The 17,633-nt window shown below is 69.9% G+C and carries 14 protein-coding genes; 1 reads left to right on the forward strand and 13 read right to left on the reverse strand.

Annotation, left to right across the window (positions count from 1 at the left end):
* Window positions 1-12: 12 nt before the first annotated feature.
* From A5780_RS16710 to A5780_RS16765, 12 genes are all read right to left on the reverse strand, one after another.
* Window positions 13-522 (reverse strand): hypothetical protein, encoded by a 510-nt coding sequence (locus A5780_RS16710; protein WP_082940443.1) that lies wholly within the window; start codon window positions 520-522, stop codon window positions 13-15.
* Window positions 523-671: 149 nt separating this feature from the next.
* Window positions 672-2,375, reverse strand: a complete 1,704-nt coding sequence (locus A5780_RS16715; protein ID WP_064908894.1) for a peptidoglycan DD-metalloendopeptidase family protein — start codon at window positions 2,373-2,375, stop codon at window positions 672-674.
* A gap of 10 nt (window positions 2,376-2,385) precedes the next feature.
* Window positions 2,386-2,655, reverse strand: a complete 270-nt coding sequence (locus A5780_RS16720; protein WP_227463133.1) for a transposase — start codon at window positions 2,653-2,655, stop codon at window positions 2,386-2,388.
* Between the two features lie 35 nt (window positions 2,656-2,690).
* Window positions 2,691-6,074 (reverse strand): hypothetical protein, encoded by a 3,384-nt coding sequence (locus A5780_RS41905; RefSeq protein ID WP_231982982.1) that lies wholly within the window; start codon window positions 6,072-6,074, stop codon window positions 2,691-2,693.
* 6 nt (window positions 6,075-6,080) lie between these two features.
* Entirely contained in the window at window positions 6,081-7,571 is a 1,491-nt protein-coding gene (locus A5780_RS16730) for an SCO6880 family protein (RefSeq protein ID WP_030513935.1), read from the reverse strand.
* Window positions 7,568-9,043 carry a hypothetical protein gene (locus tag A5780_RS16735; RefSeq protein ID WP_064908900.1) on the reverse strand — a complete coding sequence of 492 codons (1,476 nt, stop codon included), beginning with the start codon at window positions 9,041-9,043 and terminating at the stop codon, window positions 7,568-7,570. The genes A5780_RS16730 and A5780_RS16735 overlap by 4 nt, the downstream gene beginning before the upstream one ends.
* An 80-nt stretch (window positions 9,044-9,123) precedes the next feature.
* Complete coding sequence (locus A5780_RS16740) at window positions 9,124-9,957, reverse strand: hypothetical protein (protein ID WP_064902606.1); 834 nt, start codon at window positions 9,955-9,957, stop codon at window positions 9,124-9,126.
* Between the two features lie 99 nt (window positions 9,958-10,056).
* A complete protein-coding gene (locus tag A5780_RS16745) occupies window positions 10,057-10,320 on the reverse strand; it encodes a hypothetical protein (RefSeq protein ID WP_308248237.1) in 264 nt (87 codons plus the stop codon).
* Window positions 10,317-10,613 (reverse strand): hypothetical protein, encoded by a 297-nt coding sequence (locus A5780_RS16750; RefSeq protein ID WP_030513931.1) that lies wholly within the window; start codon window positions 10,611-10,613, stop codon window positions 10,317-10,319. Before A5780_RS16750 ends, A5780_RS16745 begins: the two co-directional genes overlap by 4 nt.
* A 106-nt stretch (window positions 10,614-10,719) precedes the next feature.
* A complete protein-coding gene (locus A5780_RS16755) occupies window positions 10,720-11,364 on the reverse strand; it encodes a hypothetical protein (RefSeq protein ID WP_030513930.1) in 645 nt (214 codons plus the stop codon).
* On the reverse strand, window positions 11,361-12,233 hold the full coding sequence (locus A5780_RS16760; protein WP_064908895.1) for a hypothetical protein: 873 nt from the start codon (window positions 12,231-12,233) through the stop codon (window positions 11,361-11,363). Before A5780_RS16760 ends, A5780_RS16755 begins: the two co-directional genes overlap by 4 nt.
* Before the next feature lie 13 nt (window positions 12,234-12,246).
* Window positions 12,247-13,374 carry a hypothetical protein gene (locus A5780_RS16765; protein WP_064908896.1) on the reverse strand — a complete coding sequence of 376 codons (1,128 nt, stop codon included), beginning with the start codon at window positions 13,372-13,374 and terminating at the stop codon, window positions 12,247-12,249.
* Window positions 13,375-14,257: 883 nt separating this feature from the next.
* Here A5780_RS16765 and A5780_RS16770 point away from each other — a divergent pair.
* Window positions 14,258-15,136: a DMT family transporter gene (locus A5780_RS16770; RefSeq protein ID WP_063019479.1), complete on the forward strand. Its 879-nt coding sequence runs from the start codon at window positions 14,258-14,260 to the stop codon at window positions 15,134-15,136.
* Here A5780_RS16770 and A5780_RS16775 read toward each other — a convergent pair.
* Window positions 15,112-17,571, reverse strand: a complete 2,460-nt coding sequence (locus A5780_RS16775) for a bifunctional (p)ppGpp synthetase/guanosine-3',5'-bis(diphosphate) 3'-pyrophosphohydrolase (RefSeq protein WP_082940433.1) — start codon at window positions 17,569-17,571, stop codon at window positions 15,112-15,114. The two genes, A5780_RS16770 and A5780_RS16775, sit on opposite strands and share 25 nt — an antisense overlap.
* Window positions 17,572-17,633: the final 62 nt, after the last annotated feature.

Raw genomic sequence — 17,633 nt, forward strand, 5'->3', positions numbered from 1 at the left:
TGTGGCTGCGGCTCAACGGAATCCGTCGAGCCGCCAGCCGTCGGGGGTGCGGACGACGGTGGCGATCACCGTCGTGGGGGGTAGCGTCTCGCGGGTACCGTCGGTGTGCACGGCGGTCTGCTCGATACCGATCTTGAACTGCTGGTGGTCCGAATCGCCGTTGCCCGGGGCCTGCTCGCCGGATGCGAAGGTGAACGCTTCCACGCGCACACCCGAACGCCCCCATTCGGCCCAGCGCAGCGTCGGTTTCGGAGTCTCCTCGCCCGGCGGTGCGTCGAGTGTGCGAAGCAGGCTGGGGCCCAGCCACTTCCGGGCCCGGGCGAGCGAGGCGCCCTGCGTCTCGGTGGCCGGATACCAGGTGAAGATCTCGCGCAGCGCGGCGACGGCGACGCCGTCGGGAGTGCCGGGATCCGGTGCCGGGGCGGCCTCGAGCTGACGCGGAGTCGACGTGGCCGCCGGTGGTTCGGCTCGTTCGGACCCGCCCGCGCAGCCGGACAGCAGTGCGACGCTCACCACCAGCATCACCACCAGGTTCGCGTAGACGGCCCGTCCCGTAGGTCGGCGGCCCGGCGCCCGGAACTCCGGACGCTGTCTCCAGATTATCGGTCCCGGTCGGTGCCGGGCGACTCCCGGCGATCCGGCGATCCCGGCGTGTCCCGATCGTCGTACCGTCACAACACCCTCCGTAACCGCGCGTCGCCGGGCACGGGCGCTTCGCTCACGCCCGAGGGGTCGGTGGAACGGATCATCCGGCCGTTGCCGGCGTAGATGCCGACCTCGGCCGGCCCGCGCACCCCGAAGCGGGAGAACACCAGATCGCCCTGCTGGGCGTTGCGCATCGGCACCTCGACCCCCGCCTCCCACTGTTGTTCGGCGGTCTGCGGCAACGTCTTCGCGCCCGAGGACGCCGCGAACACCGCGGCCGAGGTCAGCCCCGGGCCGTCCAGTCCACCGCCGGTCGGCCCCTGCGGGCCACCGCCGCCCCACACGTACGGGGTGCCCATCCACTGCTGGGCCGCGGCGAGGATATCGGCGCCCGCCGAACCGTGACCGGGCTGGAATCGGCCCATCGATCCCGGCGCCCGGTACTGCGCCTCCATCGCGAGGATATTCGTGACGTAGGGCCGGGTTTCGGAGAAGTGCGCGGCCACCTGATTGGGCATCCCGCCCGAGGCGAGGACCGCACCCTCGCCGGCGTTGTAGGCGGCCAGCGACAGCGGCACCACATCACCGTGCACCTTGCCCTCGCCGATCCACCGCTCGACCTGATGGGCGATCGAACACATGTAGCGCCCCTGAGCGATGATCGCGTCGCCGTCGTCCCACAGACTGGCCTGCCCGTTGCCGTCCGCGTCGAGCAGATACGGCCGCCCGTCGTCGGGATCGGTGGCCCGCGCTGTGGTGGGCAGGAATTGAGCCAGTCCCTCGGCGCCGGCGGGCGAGGTGAGCCCGCGCTGGAATCCGGATTCCTGACGGCCCTGCGCGGCCAGCACCGAGGCGGTGATCTCCGGGCACAGCGAACCCGCACGGCGATACCAGATTTCGAGTTCCGGCGGCACCTTGCCGTCGGCGAGCGCGCCGCCGGCGCTGCCGAATCCGCGGCTGCACAGCGGGTTCGTCGAATACGGGAAGGCGCCACCGGCATTGGGTGTCAGCGCGCCGTCGAGCCACGGCAGCGGATCGATCTGACGCCCGCCGGTCAGGCGCCCGCCGGGCACGATCTCGAAATGCAGATGTGGACCGGAGGATTCGCCCGCCGACCCGACCGCGCCGATCTCCTCACCGGCTCGCACCCGCTGCCCGACCCGCACCTTCACCCCGCTCGCCCACTCGTGGCCGTAGACGGCGGAGAAGGGACGGCCGTTGACGTCGACGGAGTCGATCACGATCCAGTTGCCGAAGCCGGAGGCGGGACCGGCGGCGACGACGACGCCGTCCGCCACCGAGAACTCCGGGGTGCCGTCCGGTGCGGCCAGATCCACACCGAGATGGGTGCCTCCGCGCGCACCGAAGGTGTCCGACACCGTGAAGGATCCGCCCGGCAGCGGCCAGGTGCGCCGGATCGGCGCGATCCCCGCGGCCAGCGAGGGCGCGCCGGTCGCACTCGGATTCGCCTGTGCCGCAGGGATATCGGCGGCACTGGTGGAGGCGGAGGTGGAGCCGCGCGGGTCCGTCGTGGCGGTCGGTGTGGTGGAGCCCGACTCCGGCGCCCCCGCTGCCCACGGCGCGCCGGAGGTGTCCGGCAGGCCGGAACCGGGCGCGGTCGGCTGATCGGCGCACGGATCCTCCGAGGAGGGCAACACGATCACCACCACGAGGGTGATCAGAGAGACGACACCGCCGAGGACGAGGGCGGTGAGGGTTTTCGCGTTCACCGCGCACCCGTCATGTCGCGCGGCGGGTTTCGTTCAGGGTTTCCACCAGGGTGCGATTCATTTCCGCCGCGGCCGCCAACTGCTGCTGCAGCAGCGCCACTTTGCGGCGCAGGGCCACCGCGTCCATCCGTTCCAGGCTGGGCCCCTCCGCGGCACGCACCCAGTTGCGCACCGAATTGGTGTGCACGCCGATCTGTTCGGCGACGACCCGGCAGGCCTCCGACTCGCTGCGCAGTTTGTCGGTCAGCGCGACGACCTGCTCCACCGCCGCCTTCCGCACCTGCGGCGACACTCTTCGGTATGACCTGTGCGGCATCACGCGGCACTCCCCTCGTCGCCCCGCCGGGCCGTGGATTCGGTGAATTCGCTGAAACGCTGGTTGGTCTCGTGGATTCCGCTCTCTTTTTCCGACACGGTGAACTCCATATGGAACGGGATGCCGGGGCGGCGATCCTCACCGATCTTGAGCAGGAACTTTCCGGTGCCGGGCGCGGGCGGTCGGGCCTGGCCGGGTTTGAGCGCCTCGCCGGTCAGCGCCTGCGGGGCCGACCAGCTGGTGACCATCTCCTCCTCGGCGGAGGTGAACGGGATCGTCGAGTCCAGGCGGCTGATCTCCTCGGGTGGCAGCGCACCGAAGATCTTGGCGCGCGCGCGTTCCAGGAAGCCCAGCGCCTTGGCGATCGCGGCCTCGGATCCGAGCGACTGCAGGTCCTTGATGGTGTGGCTGATCATGATCAGCGAGGTCGCCATGCCGCGCTGCAGACGGGTCAGTTCGTCGACGCGGTCGACCATGAAGTCGCCCAGTCCCAGCACCTGCCACAGCTCGTCCATGACGACCTGGAAGTAGCGCTGCGGTCCCAGTTTGCCGTCGGCGAGGACGTGCGCGGCCTCCACCGAGGCGAAGCCGTCGGCCCAGCAGGCCAGCATCACACCGGCTTTGAGCTTCTTGTCCCCGGTCGGGATGTGCGAGACGTCGATGCAGACCGCCACCGAGGAGGTGTCGATCGGTGTCGTGGTCTGACCGTTGAAGACCGCGCCGAACGGTCCCTGGGTCAGTGCGCGCAGCGACCGCCGCAGCCCCTTGGTGGCCTCGTGGTATTCCTCGGCGTTGTCGGCGCCGGCATCGAGCATCAGCTCCTGGCCGCCGCCGACCACCACCTCGAGCAGATCCTCCATGATCGGCGGCGATTCCGGAGCGAAGCCGCTGCCCTCGCGGTACAGGATGCGCAGCGCCGTGGAGATCAACGTCTCCTCGTAGTCGCGCACGCGGGCGCCGCGCACGAGTTCCACCAGACCCGCGATCAACGTGACCTGGCGGGCCCGCAATTCCTGGGTCACCTGCAGTTGCAGTGCGGGCAGGTCGTCCAGCAGCGGCACGATCGAGCCGAGCACACCACCGGCGAGCGGATTCAGTTTGCCGTGGCCGTAGCCGAGATCGATGACCTGGCCGCCGACCATCTCCACCAGCTTGCGGTAGTCGGGTTTCACATCGGCCAGGATCAGCGGCGTGATGCCCTGGGCCACACCGCCGAGCACGATGCGGCGCACCAGCGACGACTTACCGAAACCGTTGAGCCCCAGCACGAACAGGCTCGGGGCGGTGATGAAACTGCCGCGCATGAACCAGTTCATCGGGTCGAAGCACACCGGCGCGCCGGTGTGCAGATGCGAGCCGAGCGGGGTGCCGATCAGCGGGGCGCCGGCGCCCACCGACCACGGCCACAGTCCGGCGACCTGCGCGGTGGTGGCCCGGTATTCGACCGGGCGGCCCACCACGTTCATCCGGCCGCCGCCGGGGCCGACATAGCCGCGATCGGTCAATTGCGCCGTGCCGCGGTCGAATCCGTCCTCGACGACCGATTCGATGCGGGCCGCGGCGTTGACGCGGCGCAGGTCGTCGGTGCGAATCCGGAACGCCGCCCAGGCGGCGCGCAATCCGGCGCCCTCGCGGGCCACCGCCTCCAGCCGCGCCCGGGCCGCATCGTCGAGCAGAGGCGGGCCCTGATTCTTCTTCTTGACCGGTTTACTGCGCCGATCCCGCCGATTGCCCGCTTCGGCGTCGGCACGAGCGGTCCGCGAAAGCTGTTCGTAGGACGCCATTTTGGAGCCGTTGCGATCACGGAGCGTGCGCTGTCCCCGGCCGGATCGCCGCGCGGGCGCTTCCGTCCGGCGGCGCGACGACCCCGAATTGTATTCGGTGCGCGTACTCCGCCGCGGCGCCGGCTCGTAGTCGCCGGTCATGTAGCGCCCTCCGCGCGTCTCGGGCGATACCTGGTCGAATCCGGCCGGCAGCTCGGCCGAGTGCGGGGTGCCATGCGCATAGGAAATCTCTCGATCGTCGGACCGGTCCTCCGGCCCGCTCACCCGGCGCCGGGTGCGGGCACCGGCCGAATTGTCGTGCGGCGCATCGTGGTCGGCGACGCGGGACGCGGACGCGGTGTCGCCGCCGGAGCGTGCCGCGGTCCGGTCGTCGGCGGCGGCGCCGTCCGCCGCACCGGCTCGACCGCTCGCGCGGGTGCGCGCGGACTCGGTGCGGTCCGTGGAGGCGTCCCGCTCGGCCTCCTCGGCACGAGCGGCGCGGTCGCCGTCCACGAGGTCCGCACCCTGGTCCGGTGAGTCGTGGTCGCTCGGCGCCGGGCGCGTCGCGGTCGGCGAGTCCGCATCTCCGGGCGGTGGCGGAACCGCTCCGGCCGCGCTCCCGTCCCGCCCGGACTCCTCGGCCGTGCCGGCCCCTTGCTGTCGAAGGCCGCTCGCCGTCGTCGGCGTCACCGTATCGCGTTCGGCGCCATGGCTTTCACGGTCCGCGCTGTCCTCCGCGCCCACGACCCGGCGACCGGCTCGCGGCGTCGCCGTGCGGGTCGTCGCGACGTCGTCGCGCGTCTCGTCGTTCTCGGACAGGGTCGTTCGCGGTGCCGCGTCACCGTTCGATCCGGTATCACGGCCCGGGTGCGTGCTCGACCGGTCGATGTCCCGGCCACCGTAGGACCGGTTGCGCGCCGACTCCGATGTCGACCGGCCGCCCCGGTTCCGCTCGGACTCCACCCCATCCCCGCCCGCACGGCCGCGGGCGCCGCCCGCATCGCCGGTCCCGCGGCGGTTCCCGTCGCGCCCGGCCGATCCGTCTCGGTCGCCGTCCGCCGGACGACGACGCCCCGGCTCCGACTCGGCCCGCCGCATCGCACGGTCGCCCCCGGCGGATCCGGGCCTCGCCGCATCGTCACCGCGCCGCCGCGGACTTCCCGAGCCGCGCTCGCCGGAGATCGGGTCACTGCCCGAACCACGGTGCGGCGCACCGCCGCTCACGTCCGGTTCGGGTGCCGGGCGACGCTCGGTCTCCCGCCGGGGAGCCGTTCCTCGGGTGCGTCCCGAACCGTCCGCGCCGGCATCCGTGCGCGAGTGCCCCGTCGCGCGCCCACCGCGTTCCTGGGGCGCGGCGGCGTCCGGTCGGGTGCGCTCACCCTCCTCGCGTCGTGCTCGCCGGCGCGCCGGGCGCAGCGGTACGTCGTCCCAATCGGCAGGTGCGCCACCGTATTCCGAGCGGGGCAGGCCGGGCGCGTAGGCCTCGATGCCCCATTCGTCGTCGTGGCCCGTGCGCGTGCGCGGCCGGGCCTGGACCGGGTTCTCCGGATCCACCACCCGTTCGCTGTAGCGCGGTGGTTCGCCCCGGTAGCGAACCGGCGGCTCGTGCTCACCTGCCATCTGCGCTCACCCCGCCAATGCCTTGGGAATACTCGCGTGTTCCGGCAGGATCACCCCGCAGCCGAGTGAGGCCGCGAAGGCCGCCGCCTGGTAGCGGTAGCAACGCCGGATCTTCAACCGGGCCTGTGTGGACAGGTCGCGGGTAATGGCTTCGATCCGCGGCAGATCACCGCGCAGCGGTTCGGTGATGGTGACGAGCGCACCGAATCGGGTCACGCCGTGACCGCGCGCCTGTTCCTCACGCGCCTGCTGGGTGGCGCCCACCCGCAGCGTCGCCGAGGCGGAGACCACGCCCCGTTCGCTCTGCTGCGCGACCAGCGCGTTCTTGTAGTCGTCGTCCACGATCTCGGCGGCGTCGGCGGCCGAATGCGGACGGTAGACGATCGCGATCCGCTTGCGCGGGACCTCCGGATTCGGTGCCAGCAGGCGCTGCAGCACCCGCTCGTCGACCGCGCCCTCGGGTGCGGCGTCCATCTCCCAGGTGACCGAGCGGCCGCCGTCGTGGATGAACTGATCCCAGCGTTCCTCGTGCGAGATCGGGCCCGCGTCGGCCCAATCCAGCCCGTGCCCGCCGATCTCGCCGGCGGCCACTTCCAGATCGGCCTGCGCGGCCGGGTCGTAGCTGCGACGGATGAACGAGATCACCTCGTCGGCCGACATCGGCTGCGCCCGCACGCCCGCTTCGGCCAGCGCCGCGCAGATCCCCGGCAGCCGGCGACCGATCTCGACGGCCTCCTCGGCCGGATTCTTGCGTCGCTCGGCGGTGGTGGCCTTGAACGTGATCGCCACGCGCGGCAGCAGTTGCACGCGCTCCTGCGGCAATTCGGTCGCCAGCTCGTACATCACCTGCTGCGCCAGCGCCGGCGATTCCGGCCGGGTGATGGTGGAAACCTCGGTGAGCAAACGGTTTCCGGTCTCCGGCACGGTATCGATCACCGGAACCACCGCGACGATGTCGGAGGTCTGGCCCAGCGAGGCCAGGAAGGTTCCCCAGGCGGACACCCACCGATCGATCACCGGCTGGTCGACCGCCTCGTGTCCCTGCGGCCAAGCCCGGAGCACGACCGTGTACTGCGCGAATTGCGGCAGGTGGATCATGCCGAAGCTGTAGCCGCCGGCGTCGATTCCCTCGTACAGCCGCGAGGGCGCCATCAGTCCGGGCAGGCGCGCGACGCCGCCGGGGATGCGGGAGAACCGGCCGCCGCGATAGACGTGCTCGCCCTTGCTGCGACCGCGCAACCAATGGAACATCATCAATCCCGTCTCGTAACCGGAGCGGCCCCCCGTCCGCCACACCAGTGGAACCATCACGACCACACCGATGATCGCGACGAACAGCGCCGGTTTCGGCCCGGCGACCAGCGCCGTCATCAGGGCGGTGATGACGACGACGAAGCCGAGCACCGTCTCCCCCCAGCGCAACCCGAAAAGGCCTGCGCTGCGGGGCTTCTGCCACAGCCCGTACGAGCGGCGCTCGTAGGTGTCGGTCGTCGTCATCGCGGGATGGTGCTCCTGCCGAGGTCGGGTGCGCGGTTGGTCCAGCGGTCACCGGCGATATCGCCCATGGCTTCGTCGGCGCGGTTGAGGTGCGCGCCCGCGGCCCGGGCCGTCGCGATGTTGTTCATGGCTCGCGACGCGCCGGATGGTACCGCCGCGGCACCGCCGGGTGCGCGCGAACTCGCGGGCGCCTGCTGACCCCCGCCACCGCCGCCCGGGCGCGGGCCGCGCGGCGGAACGGGCCGGGGACTGCCGCCGCGACCGGTACCGCCGGGCGGACGCTGACCTCCGTTGCGCCCCACATATCCCGGCGCTCCCGCCGCCGCCTGCGTGCGCACGCCGACCGCCTTGGTACCCACCGCGCCCAGTGCGGCTGCTCCCAGCAGCACCGCTCCGGTGGCGCCCAGGCCGGATCCACCGCTGCCGGCGATCGCCACCGCCGGGGTGACCAGCCGCATCAGCGCCGGCAGGACGAAGGCGACACTGCACAGCAGTACGATCGCGACCAGCATCCGCTGCGCCTGGTCGGCGTCCGGCAGACCCGAGGTCGGAGTCGTCGAGTTGGTGTCACCGGCGGTGACGAAGGCGATCATGTAGACGATCGCGGCCACCGGTTTCCACAGCATGAACGCGATGATCCAGCCGATCAGCTTCGGATACGCCTGGCGGCCGGTACTGGTGCCCGACGCCGCCGCGGCCAGCGGCAGCACACCCGCGGCCACCACCAGCATGCCCTGGCGCACGATGGCCAGCACGATCTGCGCCAGCGCGCCGAGCAGGCCGACGATCGCGATGATCAGCACCAGGCCGGGCGAAAAGGCTTGCAGCTTGGAGGTTTTCACCATCAACTCGGCGAGGCTGCGGGCATTGCCGTTGGTGGCGTCCTCGATCACCCACTGCGAGAAGCGGTCCGAGGCCTGCGTACCCGCGACCACCACCGCACCCAGCATCCAGGAGCTGAAGACCACGCGGGCGAACATCCGGAACGATTCCGCGGCCTCGCTCAGTGCCGCACCGCGTCTGGCTTCGGCGAGTCTGGCGCCGGACAGGATCACCGACACGATCAGCAGCAGAATCTGCGCTTGATAGGTGTAGTCGTTGATCTTCTGGAACAGCGCTCCTCCGTCGCTGATGCGATCGTTGGGCACCTTCATCCAGAAGGTGAGCGCCAGGATCAGCGCCTCGCCCAGACCGTTCATCAACGAGTCGACCACCTTGCCGAAGGTGGAATCCCACGCCTTGTCCTTCACCGCGTTCGCGGCGTCACCGGGATGGGTGGCGGCGTTGCCGGCCTTGCACGCCGCGGAGGCGGCGTCGCCGAGCGATACGCCGGGCAAGCCCAGACCGTCGAGATCGTCGTGAATCTCGTTACAGGTCTGGTCGAATCCGTAGGTCTGCCCGTAGGCCACCGTCGGGGTCGCGATCATGACGGTGAACACGACCGCGAGGATCGTGACGATGCGCCTCACCATGAGATCCACTCCTCGATGCGTCGCAGGGAATCGATCCGGACCATCGGCTGACTCTCGTGCCTTTCTCGAAAACGCTGTGCTCACCATCGGGTCCACCCCTGCAGGGTGTCGACGTATTCACTCGGCGTGGCTCTGGTGTCGGTGGGTTTGAGTCGCCAATCCCCGTTGTCCCACACCATGATCAGCCGGATCGCCGCCCACACCTGTTTGCCGTCGTTGTTCGGCCCGCGGGCGGCCAGCCGCACGATCGCCATATCGTCGGCGTAGTTCTCGATCTGGAACGCGTCGGGTGCGACAAGGTACTTGGTGATCCGCGCCGGCTGCTGATCGGGCAGCTTGCCGTCACCGCGCGCCTTGTCGTAGGCCGCGATCTGCTGGGCCGAGACCCGCACCTGGCGCACGTACAGATCCCGGTCGCCGGGCCGCGCGTTGAGCCGATAGGTGATCTGCGCCGCCGCCAATGCCGCCCCCTGCGGTGTGTGGGAATAGCCGACGGCCAGCCCCTTGTCGTCGATCCGGGTCGGACCGTCGCTGGTGGAGAACGGCACCGAGGCGCCGTAGACCCGCTGCCAGCCGCGCGGTTCGGTGGTGCCGGCGGGTGCCGCGGTCAGCCAGTCCGAATCCGACGAGCTGTGCTGCTGCGCGGAATTCTGCGGAAGCGGTTGTCCCGCAGGGTTGTTGGGAATATCGACTCGCCGGCCGAACAGATCCGTATCGGGTCCGGCGAATCCGGTCGCGCCCGAGCCCGCGACGGGCGAGGGCGGCGGATCCGCTTTCCGGGCGCCGGAAGAGGAGGTGTCGCGGCCGACGTAGACGAAGACGCCGACGATCACGATCAGGGCGATCACGGCAGCGGAGACGATGACGCCGAAGGAGACGCCGCTGCGCTCGTCGTAGGTGTCCTTGTTACTCATACCGTCACCTCCCGTCGCAGTTCGTCGTCGAATGTCGTTTCGTCGAATGTTGTTGTCGCCGTGGTGTCGTCGGCGGGCATACGGAAATCTGTCACCGGCTCACGCAGGAAGCAGGGTCAATGCGATCGCACTCGCCGAACTGGCCACGATGGCGCCGAGCAGGCTCATCACGATGCCGTGCGAGGCGTCGTTGACGGCCATGTCGTCGCGCATCGCCGACCACAGCCGGCCCGCGGAGATGATCATCCAGGCCAGGCACAGCAACAGCACGCACCACAGTAACCAGTTGATCAGCTGCATGATCGGTTCGATCACGTCCGCGGGCATCTGCTTGTAGGCCAGCACGATCGCGGCGCCCCTCACGATCCGATGACTGCGTTCATGATCGTGCCCGCACTGGTGGCGACGATGCCGCCGATCATGGCGCCCGCCACCATCTTCGGCGATTCCAGGCCGCCACCGGTCCACTTCTCCCAGGCGAAGCGGCCACCGGCGTAGGTGATGCCCAAGATGCCCGACAGCAGCACGAACCACGTGAAGTAGCGCACCAGTTTCATGAGCTTGTCGGCGGCCGGCGGCGTCTCGGGTGTCGGATTCCCGACCTGAGCGAGAACAACGCCGTACGTCTCGTGTACAGCGGCCAGGATGGTACTCATCGAGCGTCCTTCTCAATAGGTGATCGGAATACAAAGCCGGGTACCGGAGGTACACCGTCGGAAACAGCTGTCGGCGTGTTCGCGGCAGCACAACGTCCGGGCACGATCATCGTTGCTCCTCCTGTTGCGAACCGGCGCCGACCGTCTCCCGCACGAGGTCGACGATGCTCATTCCCAGCGCGTCCACCTCGTGCGGAACTTCTTGCAGCGGATCGAGTTTGCGTTTGCGCTGCTGTGGCGGCGGGTCGCTGGGCGACCACACCGGCAGCTGATCGGGTTCGACCAGCGTCCACTCCTCGATCCAGGGCATCTGCCACACCTCCCCGGCCAATGCGCCGACCACATCGCGGTAGCGCCGGATCTCGGCCGGGATCCGGCCCGGGCGCGCGGCCACGGTCACCAGGCCCAGCACCTCGCTCGGCCCCGCGAGCCCGGCCCGGTGCTGGCGCAGCAGATCATGGGCGCGGGTCAGCCCGGCGATGGTCTCGCGGGCGACCAGCACCACGAAAGGTGATTCGCGTTCGAACACACCGGGCCAGCGCCGGTGCGAATCCGCCGCAGGCGCAAGCACATGCGCGAGGGTACTGGCTCCGGCGCCGCCGTGCACCCCCAGCAACCACACCAGCGGCGCACGTCCGGCGCCCGGTACCGGACGGTCCCAGATGGGTGCGCGACGAGACTCCGCCGGTGCGACAACGCCTGCCGCAGGCGGGTTTTCGGAAGAGCGAGGTTCCTTCATGGCCGCGGTCATGATGCCATCCCGCTGAGCAGCCGCCGGTACGCCCTCCGGGTTTCGGCATCGAGTGCGTTGTGGCGCACCAGCTCTCCGCGCGCCAGGTGGGTGTCGTACGGGATCTCACGGATGTCGCGCACCCAGCCGGTGAGGTGTTCGCGCAGATGGTCGGCCACCCGAGAGTTGTTGCCGGGCAATTGATGTGAGATCACGATGGTGGTGTCACCCACGATGTCGCCACCCTGCCCCTCGGCGTGACCGCCGAATTCGTCGTCGAGCCATTCCAGCGTGACCCGCAAACGATTGGCGGCGTCGGCACGCGCCGGAATCGACAGCACCAGAGCCACTTCCGCGTCCTCGAGCAGCGGCCGCAGCTGACGGGCGGCGATCGGGCTGCCGCCGTCGTACACCGGCGTGTACCCGGCGTCGGCGACGGCCCGGGCCACCGTCAGATACGTGGCGCGGCGGCGCAACGGGGAGGCGTCGCGCCACAGCAGGCCGATACCGGAGCTCGCTTGCGAGAGACATTCCTTCAGCGGCGCCGGTTCGTCGTCACCGCGGCCGTACAGCCACTGCTGCAGACTGATCGGGCTCAGATGTTCGTCGGCGCCGCGCAGGGCCAGATCGCTGCCGGCCACGGTGGCGTCGACGGCGACGGCCGCCGCCTCCGCGCCCAGTTCACCCGCGAGTCCCAGTGCGGTGGTGGTGGTTCCGGCGCCACCGCAGCCGCCAACGACCAGGATCGGACGCGGCAGGCCGCCGCCCTCGCCGTCGTCACGCCGCCCCTTGCGTAACCGGACCACCGGCGCCCGTCCACGCGGTCGCGAGCCCGCCGCGACGTCCGCGTCGGACGTCTCGTCGAGCCATCGGCTCCAGTCCTGTCCCATCTCAGCTCTCCTCTTACCCGGCCGTGATGCCCGTGATCAGGGTGCGGCCGCCGACCACCGCGGTGGTCACCAACTGCTTGTCGTAGGTGGCGGGGGCCGCGCCCGGCCGCCGTTCGGTCACCTCCACCGAATACCTGTTGTCGTCCACAGTGACCACCCGCACGCAATAGTCGGTGCCCAGCGGCACCGATGCGATGCCGCGCTGGATCACCGGCGCCGGCGAGACCGCCGCATCCGGCGCCACCACCTCGCGCGCACGCTCGGCCGAGCGTTCGACGTAGAAGGCGTGCTGGAACCACATGATCGCGTCCGGCCCGGAATCGGTGCCGCCGACCTCGGCGCCGCGCACCACGCGCGCGGACCGTTCGGTCGGGCAGTGCCCGGCCGAACCCACCCGCGGGCCGGAATCGGCGCCGAACGCCGAGGTGAGCCGCAGCATCGGCGCGTCGTCACCCACGGCCGGGCGCGCCGGCAGCGGCGCCACCGACTGTTTTCCGTCGTGACCGGAGCGCAGCACGTACAGGGCGAAACCGCCTGCGGCGACCAGCAATAACAGGGCTACCGCGAGGACGAGCGCGACCCGCAGCCGGCTCGGGCGGATGTAGTCGCGCAGGGCCGGTGAGGCCGGGCCGGGGGCGCGGCGCACGATCCGGCCGGCGGCGCCGTCGCCGTGTTCGCGCCGGGGCGGCAGAATCCACTCGGGAGTGTCCACATCGTCGCGCTCGTCCGCGTCGTCGCCCGGTGAGCGCGCCCCGGATCCCTCCGCATCGTCGCCGTCGACACCGGCCGGGCGGGTCCGGCGGCGGCCACGAGCCCGGCCGTCGCCGGTCTCGGCGTCGCGGGGCAGGCGCAGTACCTCACCCTCGTGGACCGGGTAGTCGTCGTCCGGCCCGGGTGCGTGGCTGCCGACCCAGTCGGTCCAGCCCCCGACGAATTCGCTGCGCCAGGTGGCCGGTTCGTCGGCGAACGGAATGTCGAACGGCTCGGGCTCGGTGTCACGGATGTAGTGCGGGTACCGCGCCGCTCCAGGTTCCGCCTCGTCGTCGACGGCGTCGGATTCTCCCGGCGCGGCCGCGGGAACGGCATGTTCGGGTTCCAGCGCCGGGAACCACCGTTGGACTTCTTTGTACGGCTTCAACATTCCCTCATCCCCGCGGAGCCGGGCACGTCGTGCAGCATCGTCGGACCCTCTCGGCGATCAGTTCGTGGAGAACGGGTGGTTGTTGTCAGCGGTACCGCCATGGGACGTCGCCAACGGCACACCACCGGGTGCGGCGTCACCGAGGCCCTTCCCGAACGGAAATTGTCCCGTACCCGACGAATTCGGCGAACTCGACGCGCCGTCCGAGGCCGCCGAGATTCGGGCAATACCACATCCAGGCAGGTCAACGGGTGTGAACGGGGGTATCTCGAACGCCGAATCGAGGGCCGGCGCGGATGTGGATGCGCGAAATCCGCAATGAGGACCCGACGCGACCGGTACGGTCGCCGCCGAGCATGTCAGCACGGTCAGCATGATCTGACCCCCTTTAAACCCGCTGTCTGCAACAGTTCTGAGGGTCGAGTGCCACTGCGACCCGTCCGGCGATCATCATGTGGATTCGAGTTGTCGCCGAACATCGCGCGCGCCCCGAAACGCAATAAACCGTAACAGAATCCGGCTCGGAGTGCAGGCCCCCGCCGGCGCGTGAGCACATCCTCGATCGCCGCCCGCGAACCTTCCTACCTGCGCGAAGGATTCGCCGCGGCCGGACCGGCCGACCGGCACCGAGAGTCGGTATGAGCCTCGGCAAATTTGCGGCGAATGCGCAATTCGCGCCCAGCGGAGGGCAACTCGCCGCCACTGCGGACAGCGGCCCGAAATGTGTTGCCGAACAATTGCCATTCGCCCGTAGCGCACATTCCGCCTATTCCGATACAGCCATCGCGGTTCCGCGGTCTCGCAGCGCCGTCACCACACCCCCTCGGATCGGCAGACCGGTCCCCGATGCCGGGCACCCGGTCGCGGACGGCAGACTGATCGGGTGAGCAACTTTCCCGTCGCCGCGGTCGTCTGCGCCTTCGTCGGCGCCCTGCTGTTCGCCGTGTCGGCGGTCGCCCAGCAACGCGCGGCGGCCGACGTGCCGGCCGGTGACGCGCTGGTAGCCCAGCTCGTTCGCAATCCGCGCTGGTGGGCCGGCATCATCGGCGACGCCGGCGGCTTCATCTTCCAGGTGGTGGCGCTCGCGCTGGGATCGGTCCTGATCGTGCAGCCGATCCTGGTGACGGCCCTGGTCTTCGCGTTGCCGCTGGCCGCGCACTACAGCCGCCGCCCGGTCTCGCCGGTCATGTGGGCACACGCGATCGCCCTCTCGGCCGCGCTGGCCTGTTTCCTCGTCGTCGGCGACCCCACCGAGGGCATCCCCGATGCGCCGTGGTCGACCTGGATGTGGCCGCTGGTGCTGGTTCTCGGCGTGGTCGCCGCCGCGGTCGTGGTGGCGGTGGTGGTCCGGGTGACCGGATTGCAGGCGCTCATGCTGGGAACCGCGGCCGGTCTGCTGTTCGGCGTCTCCGCCGCGCTCACCCAGCACGTCATCCATCTGTTCGGGCGCGGACTCGGCACGGCGCTCATCAGTTGGCAGCTGTACACCCTGGTTGCCGCGGGCATCGTGGGGCTCTATCTGCAACAGCGCGGCTACCAGGTCGGGGCGCTGTCGGCCTCGCTGCCGGCCTTCACCGTCGCCGAACCGCTCGGCGCGGCCTTCCTCGGCCTCACCGTGCTCGACGAGCGACTGCGGACCGGCACGATCGGCACGATCGTCGTCATCGCTTCCGTGCTGGTGATGTGCGTGGCCGCGGTACAGCTGTCGCGTGCCCAGGCGGAGCTGCCCCCGGCGGATCAGGCCGCCGAGGTCACCCGGTAGACGTCGTAGACTCCCTCCACATTGCGGACCACGTTCAGCAGATGACCCAGATGCTTCGGATCGCCCATCTCGAAGGTGAACTTGCTGATCGCCACCCGGTCACCGGAGGTCATCACCGACGCGGACAGGATGTTGACCTTCTCGTCGGCCAGCACCTTGGTCACATCCGACAGCAGCCGGGTGCGGTCCAGCGCCTCGATCTGAATCGCCACCAGGAAGACCGACGACGGCGAGGGCGCCCATTTGACCTCGATGATCCGTTCCTGTTGCGCGCGTAGCGAATCCGCGTTCGTGCAGTCGGTCCGGTGCACACTCACCGCGCCGCCGCGGGTCACGAAGCCCATGATCTCGTCGCCCGGCACCGGTGTACAACATTTGGCCAGCTTCGCGACCGTACCGGGAGCGCCGGGGATCTCGACCCCGGCATCGCCGATGGTGCGCTGCCGCGCCGGCAGCGTCGACGGCGTACTCCGTTCGGCCAGTTCGTTTTCCACGTCGCCGACGCCGCCGAGCTGCGCCATCAGGCGTTGCACGACGTGGTGCGCCGAGACCTGGTTCTCGCCCACCGCCGCGTACAGCGCGGAGATGTCGGCATAGTGCAGTTCGTGCGCCAATGCGGACATCGCGTCCACGCTCATCAGCCGCTGCAGCGGCAGACCGGAGCGGCGGACCTCCTTGGAGATCTGCTCCTTACCGGCCTCGAGCGCCTCCTCGCGGCGTTCCTTGGCGAACCACTGCCGGATCTTGGCCTTCGCCCGCGGCGACACCACGAAGTTCTGCCAGTCCCGGCTGGGACCGGCGTTCTGCGCCTTCGAGGTGAAGATCTCCACGACCTCACCGTTCTCCAGCTGCCGTTCCAGCGCCACCAACCGCCCGTTGACGCGCGCGCCGATGCAGCGATGGCCCACCTCGGTATGGACCGCGTAGGCGAAGTCGACGGGAGTCGACTCCTGCGGCAGCGTGATCACATCGCCCTTCGGCGTGAACACGAAGATCTCCGGGGATTTCAGGTCGAACCGCAGCGACTCCAGGAACTCGGCCGGATCCGCCGCCTCCCGCTGCCAGTCCAGCAGCTGCCGCATCCAGGCCATATCGTCGACCTCGGCGACGTCGCCGGAATGTTTGCCCTTGGTCTCCTTGTAGCGCCAGTGCGCGGCGATACCGAATTCGGCGGTGCGATGCATGTCCTGGGTACGGATCTGCACCTCCAGCGGTTTGCCGTCCGGGCCCACCACGGTGGTGTGCAGCGACTGGTAGACGCCGTAGCGCGGCTGGGCGATGTAGTCCTTGAACCGGCCCGCCATCGGCTGCCACAGCGAATGCACCACGCCGACGGCGGCGTAGCAGTCGCGCACCTCGTCGCACAGGATCCGGATGCCGACCAGGTCGTGGATGTCGTCGAAATCCTTACCCTTGACGATCATCTTCTGATAGATCGACCAGTAGTGCTTGGGCCGGCCCTCGACGATGGCGTTGATGCGGCTCGCCGCCAGCGTGTTCACGATCTCGGCCCGCACCCGCGCCAGGTAGGTGTCGCGCGACGGTGCGCGGTCGGCGACCAGCCGCACGATCTCGTCGTACTTCTTGGGGTGCAGGATCGCGAACGCCAGATCCTCGAGCTCCCATTTGACCGTGGCCATACCGAGCCGATGCGCCAGTGGCGCAATGACTTCCAGCGTTTCGCGCGCCTTCTTCGCCTGCTTCTCCGGCGGCAGGAAGCGCATGGTGCGCATATTGTGCAGCCGGTCGGCGACCTTGATCACCAGCACCCGGGGATCGCGGGCCATCGCGATGATCATCTTGCGGATCGTCTCGGCCTCCGCGGCCGCGCCGAGGTTGACCTTGTCCAGCTTGGTCACGCCGTCGACCAGATGCGCCACCTCGGATCCGAAATCCGCGGTCAGCTCGTCCAGCGAATAGCCGGTGTCCTCGACGGTGTCGTGCAGCAGAGCGGCCACCAGCGTGGTGGTGTCCATCCCCAGTTCGGCGAGGATGTTGGCCACCGCCAGTGGGTGGGTGATGTACGGGTCGCCCGACTTGCGGAACTGATGCGAATGCTTCTCGTCGGCCACGTCGAAGGCGCGCTGCAGCAACTGCAGATTCGCCTTGGGATACAGCTCCCGGTGCACGGTCGCCAGCGGCTCCAGCACCGGCTTGACCGCGGCGATACCCCGCTGCCCGGTCATCCGGCGGGCCAGCCGGGCCCGCACCCGGCGCGAGGCCGAACTCGGCACCGCCGCCGACGTACCCGGCTGCTTCATCGGCATGTTCCGCGGCGAGGGCGCCGCGGGCTGCCCGCTCCGGTCGGCGCCCGACTTCGACGCCGCCGGACGCGGCGCGGCGGGGGTGGCCGGCGGAGCCGCCGGTGCGGCAGCCGGCGCGGCATCACCAGCTGCCGAATTCCCGGCATTCGCCTTCTCCAGATGCTGAGTCATGCCACCACCTCTCACGCCTCGATCGCCACACCCTAGCCGACCGCTTCAACAGCCCAGAACAC

The sequence above is a fragment of the Nocardia sp. 852002-20019_SCH5090214 genome (genome assembly GCF_001665865.1).
GTDB classification, from domain to species: Bacteria; Actinomycetota; Actinomycetes; order Mycobacteriales; family Mycobacteriaceae; genus Nocardia; species Nocardia nova.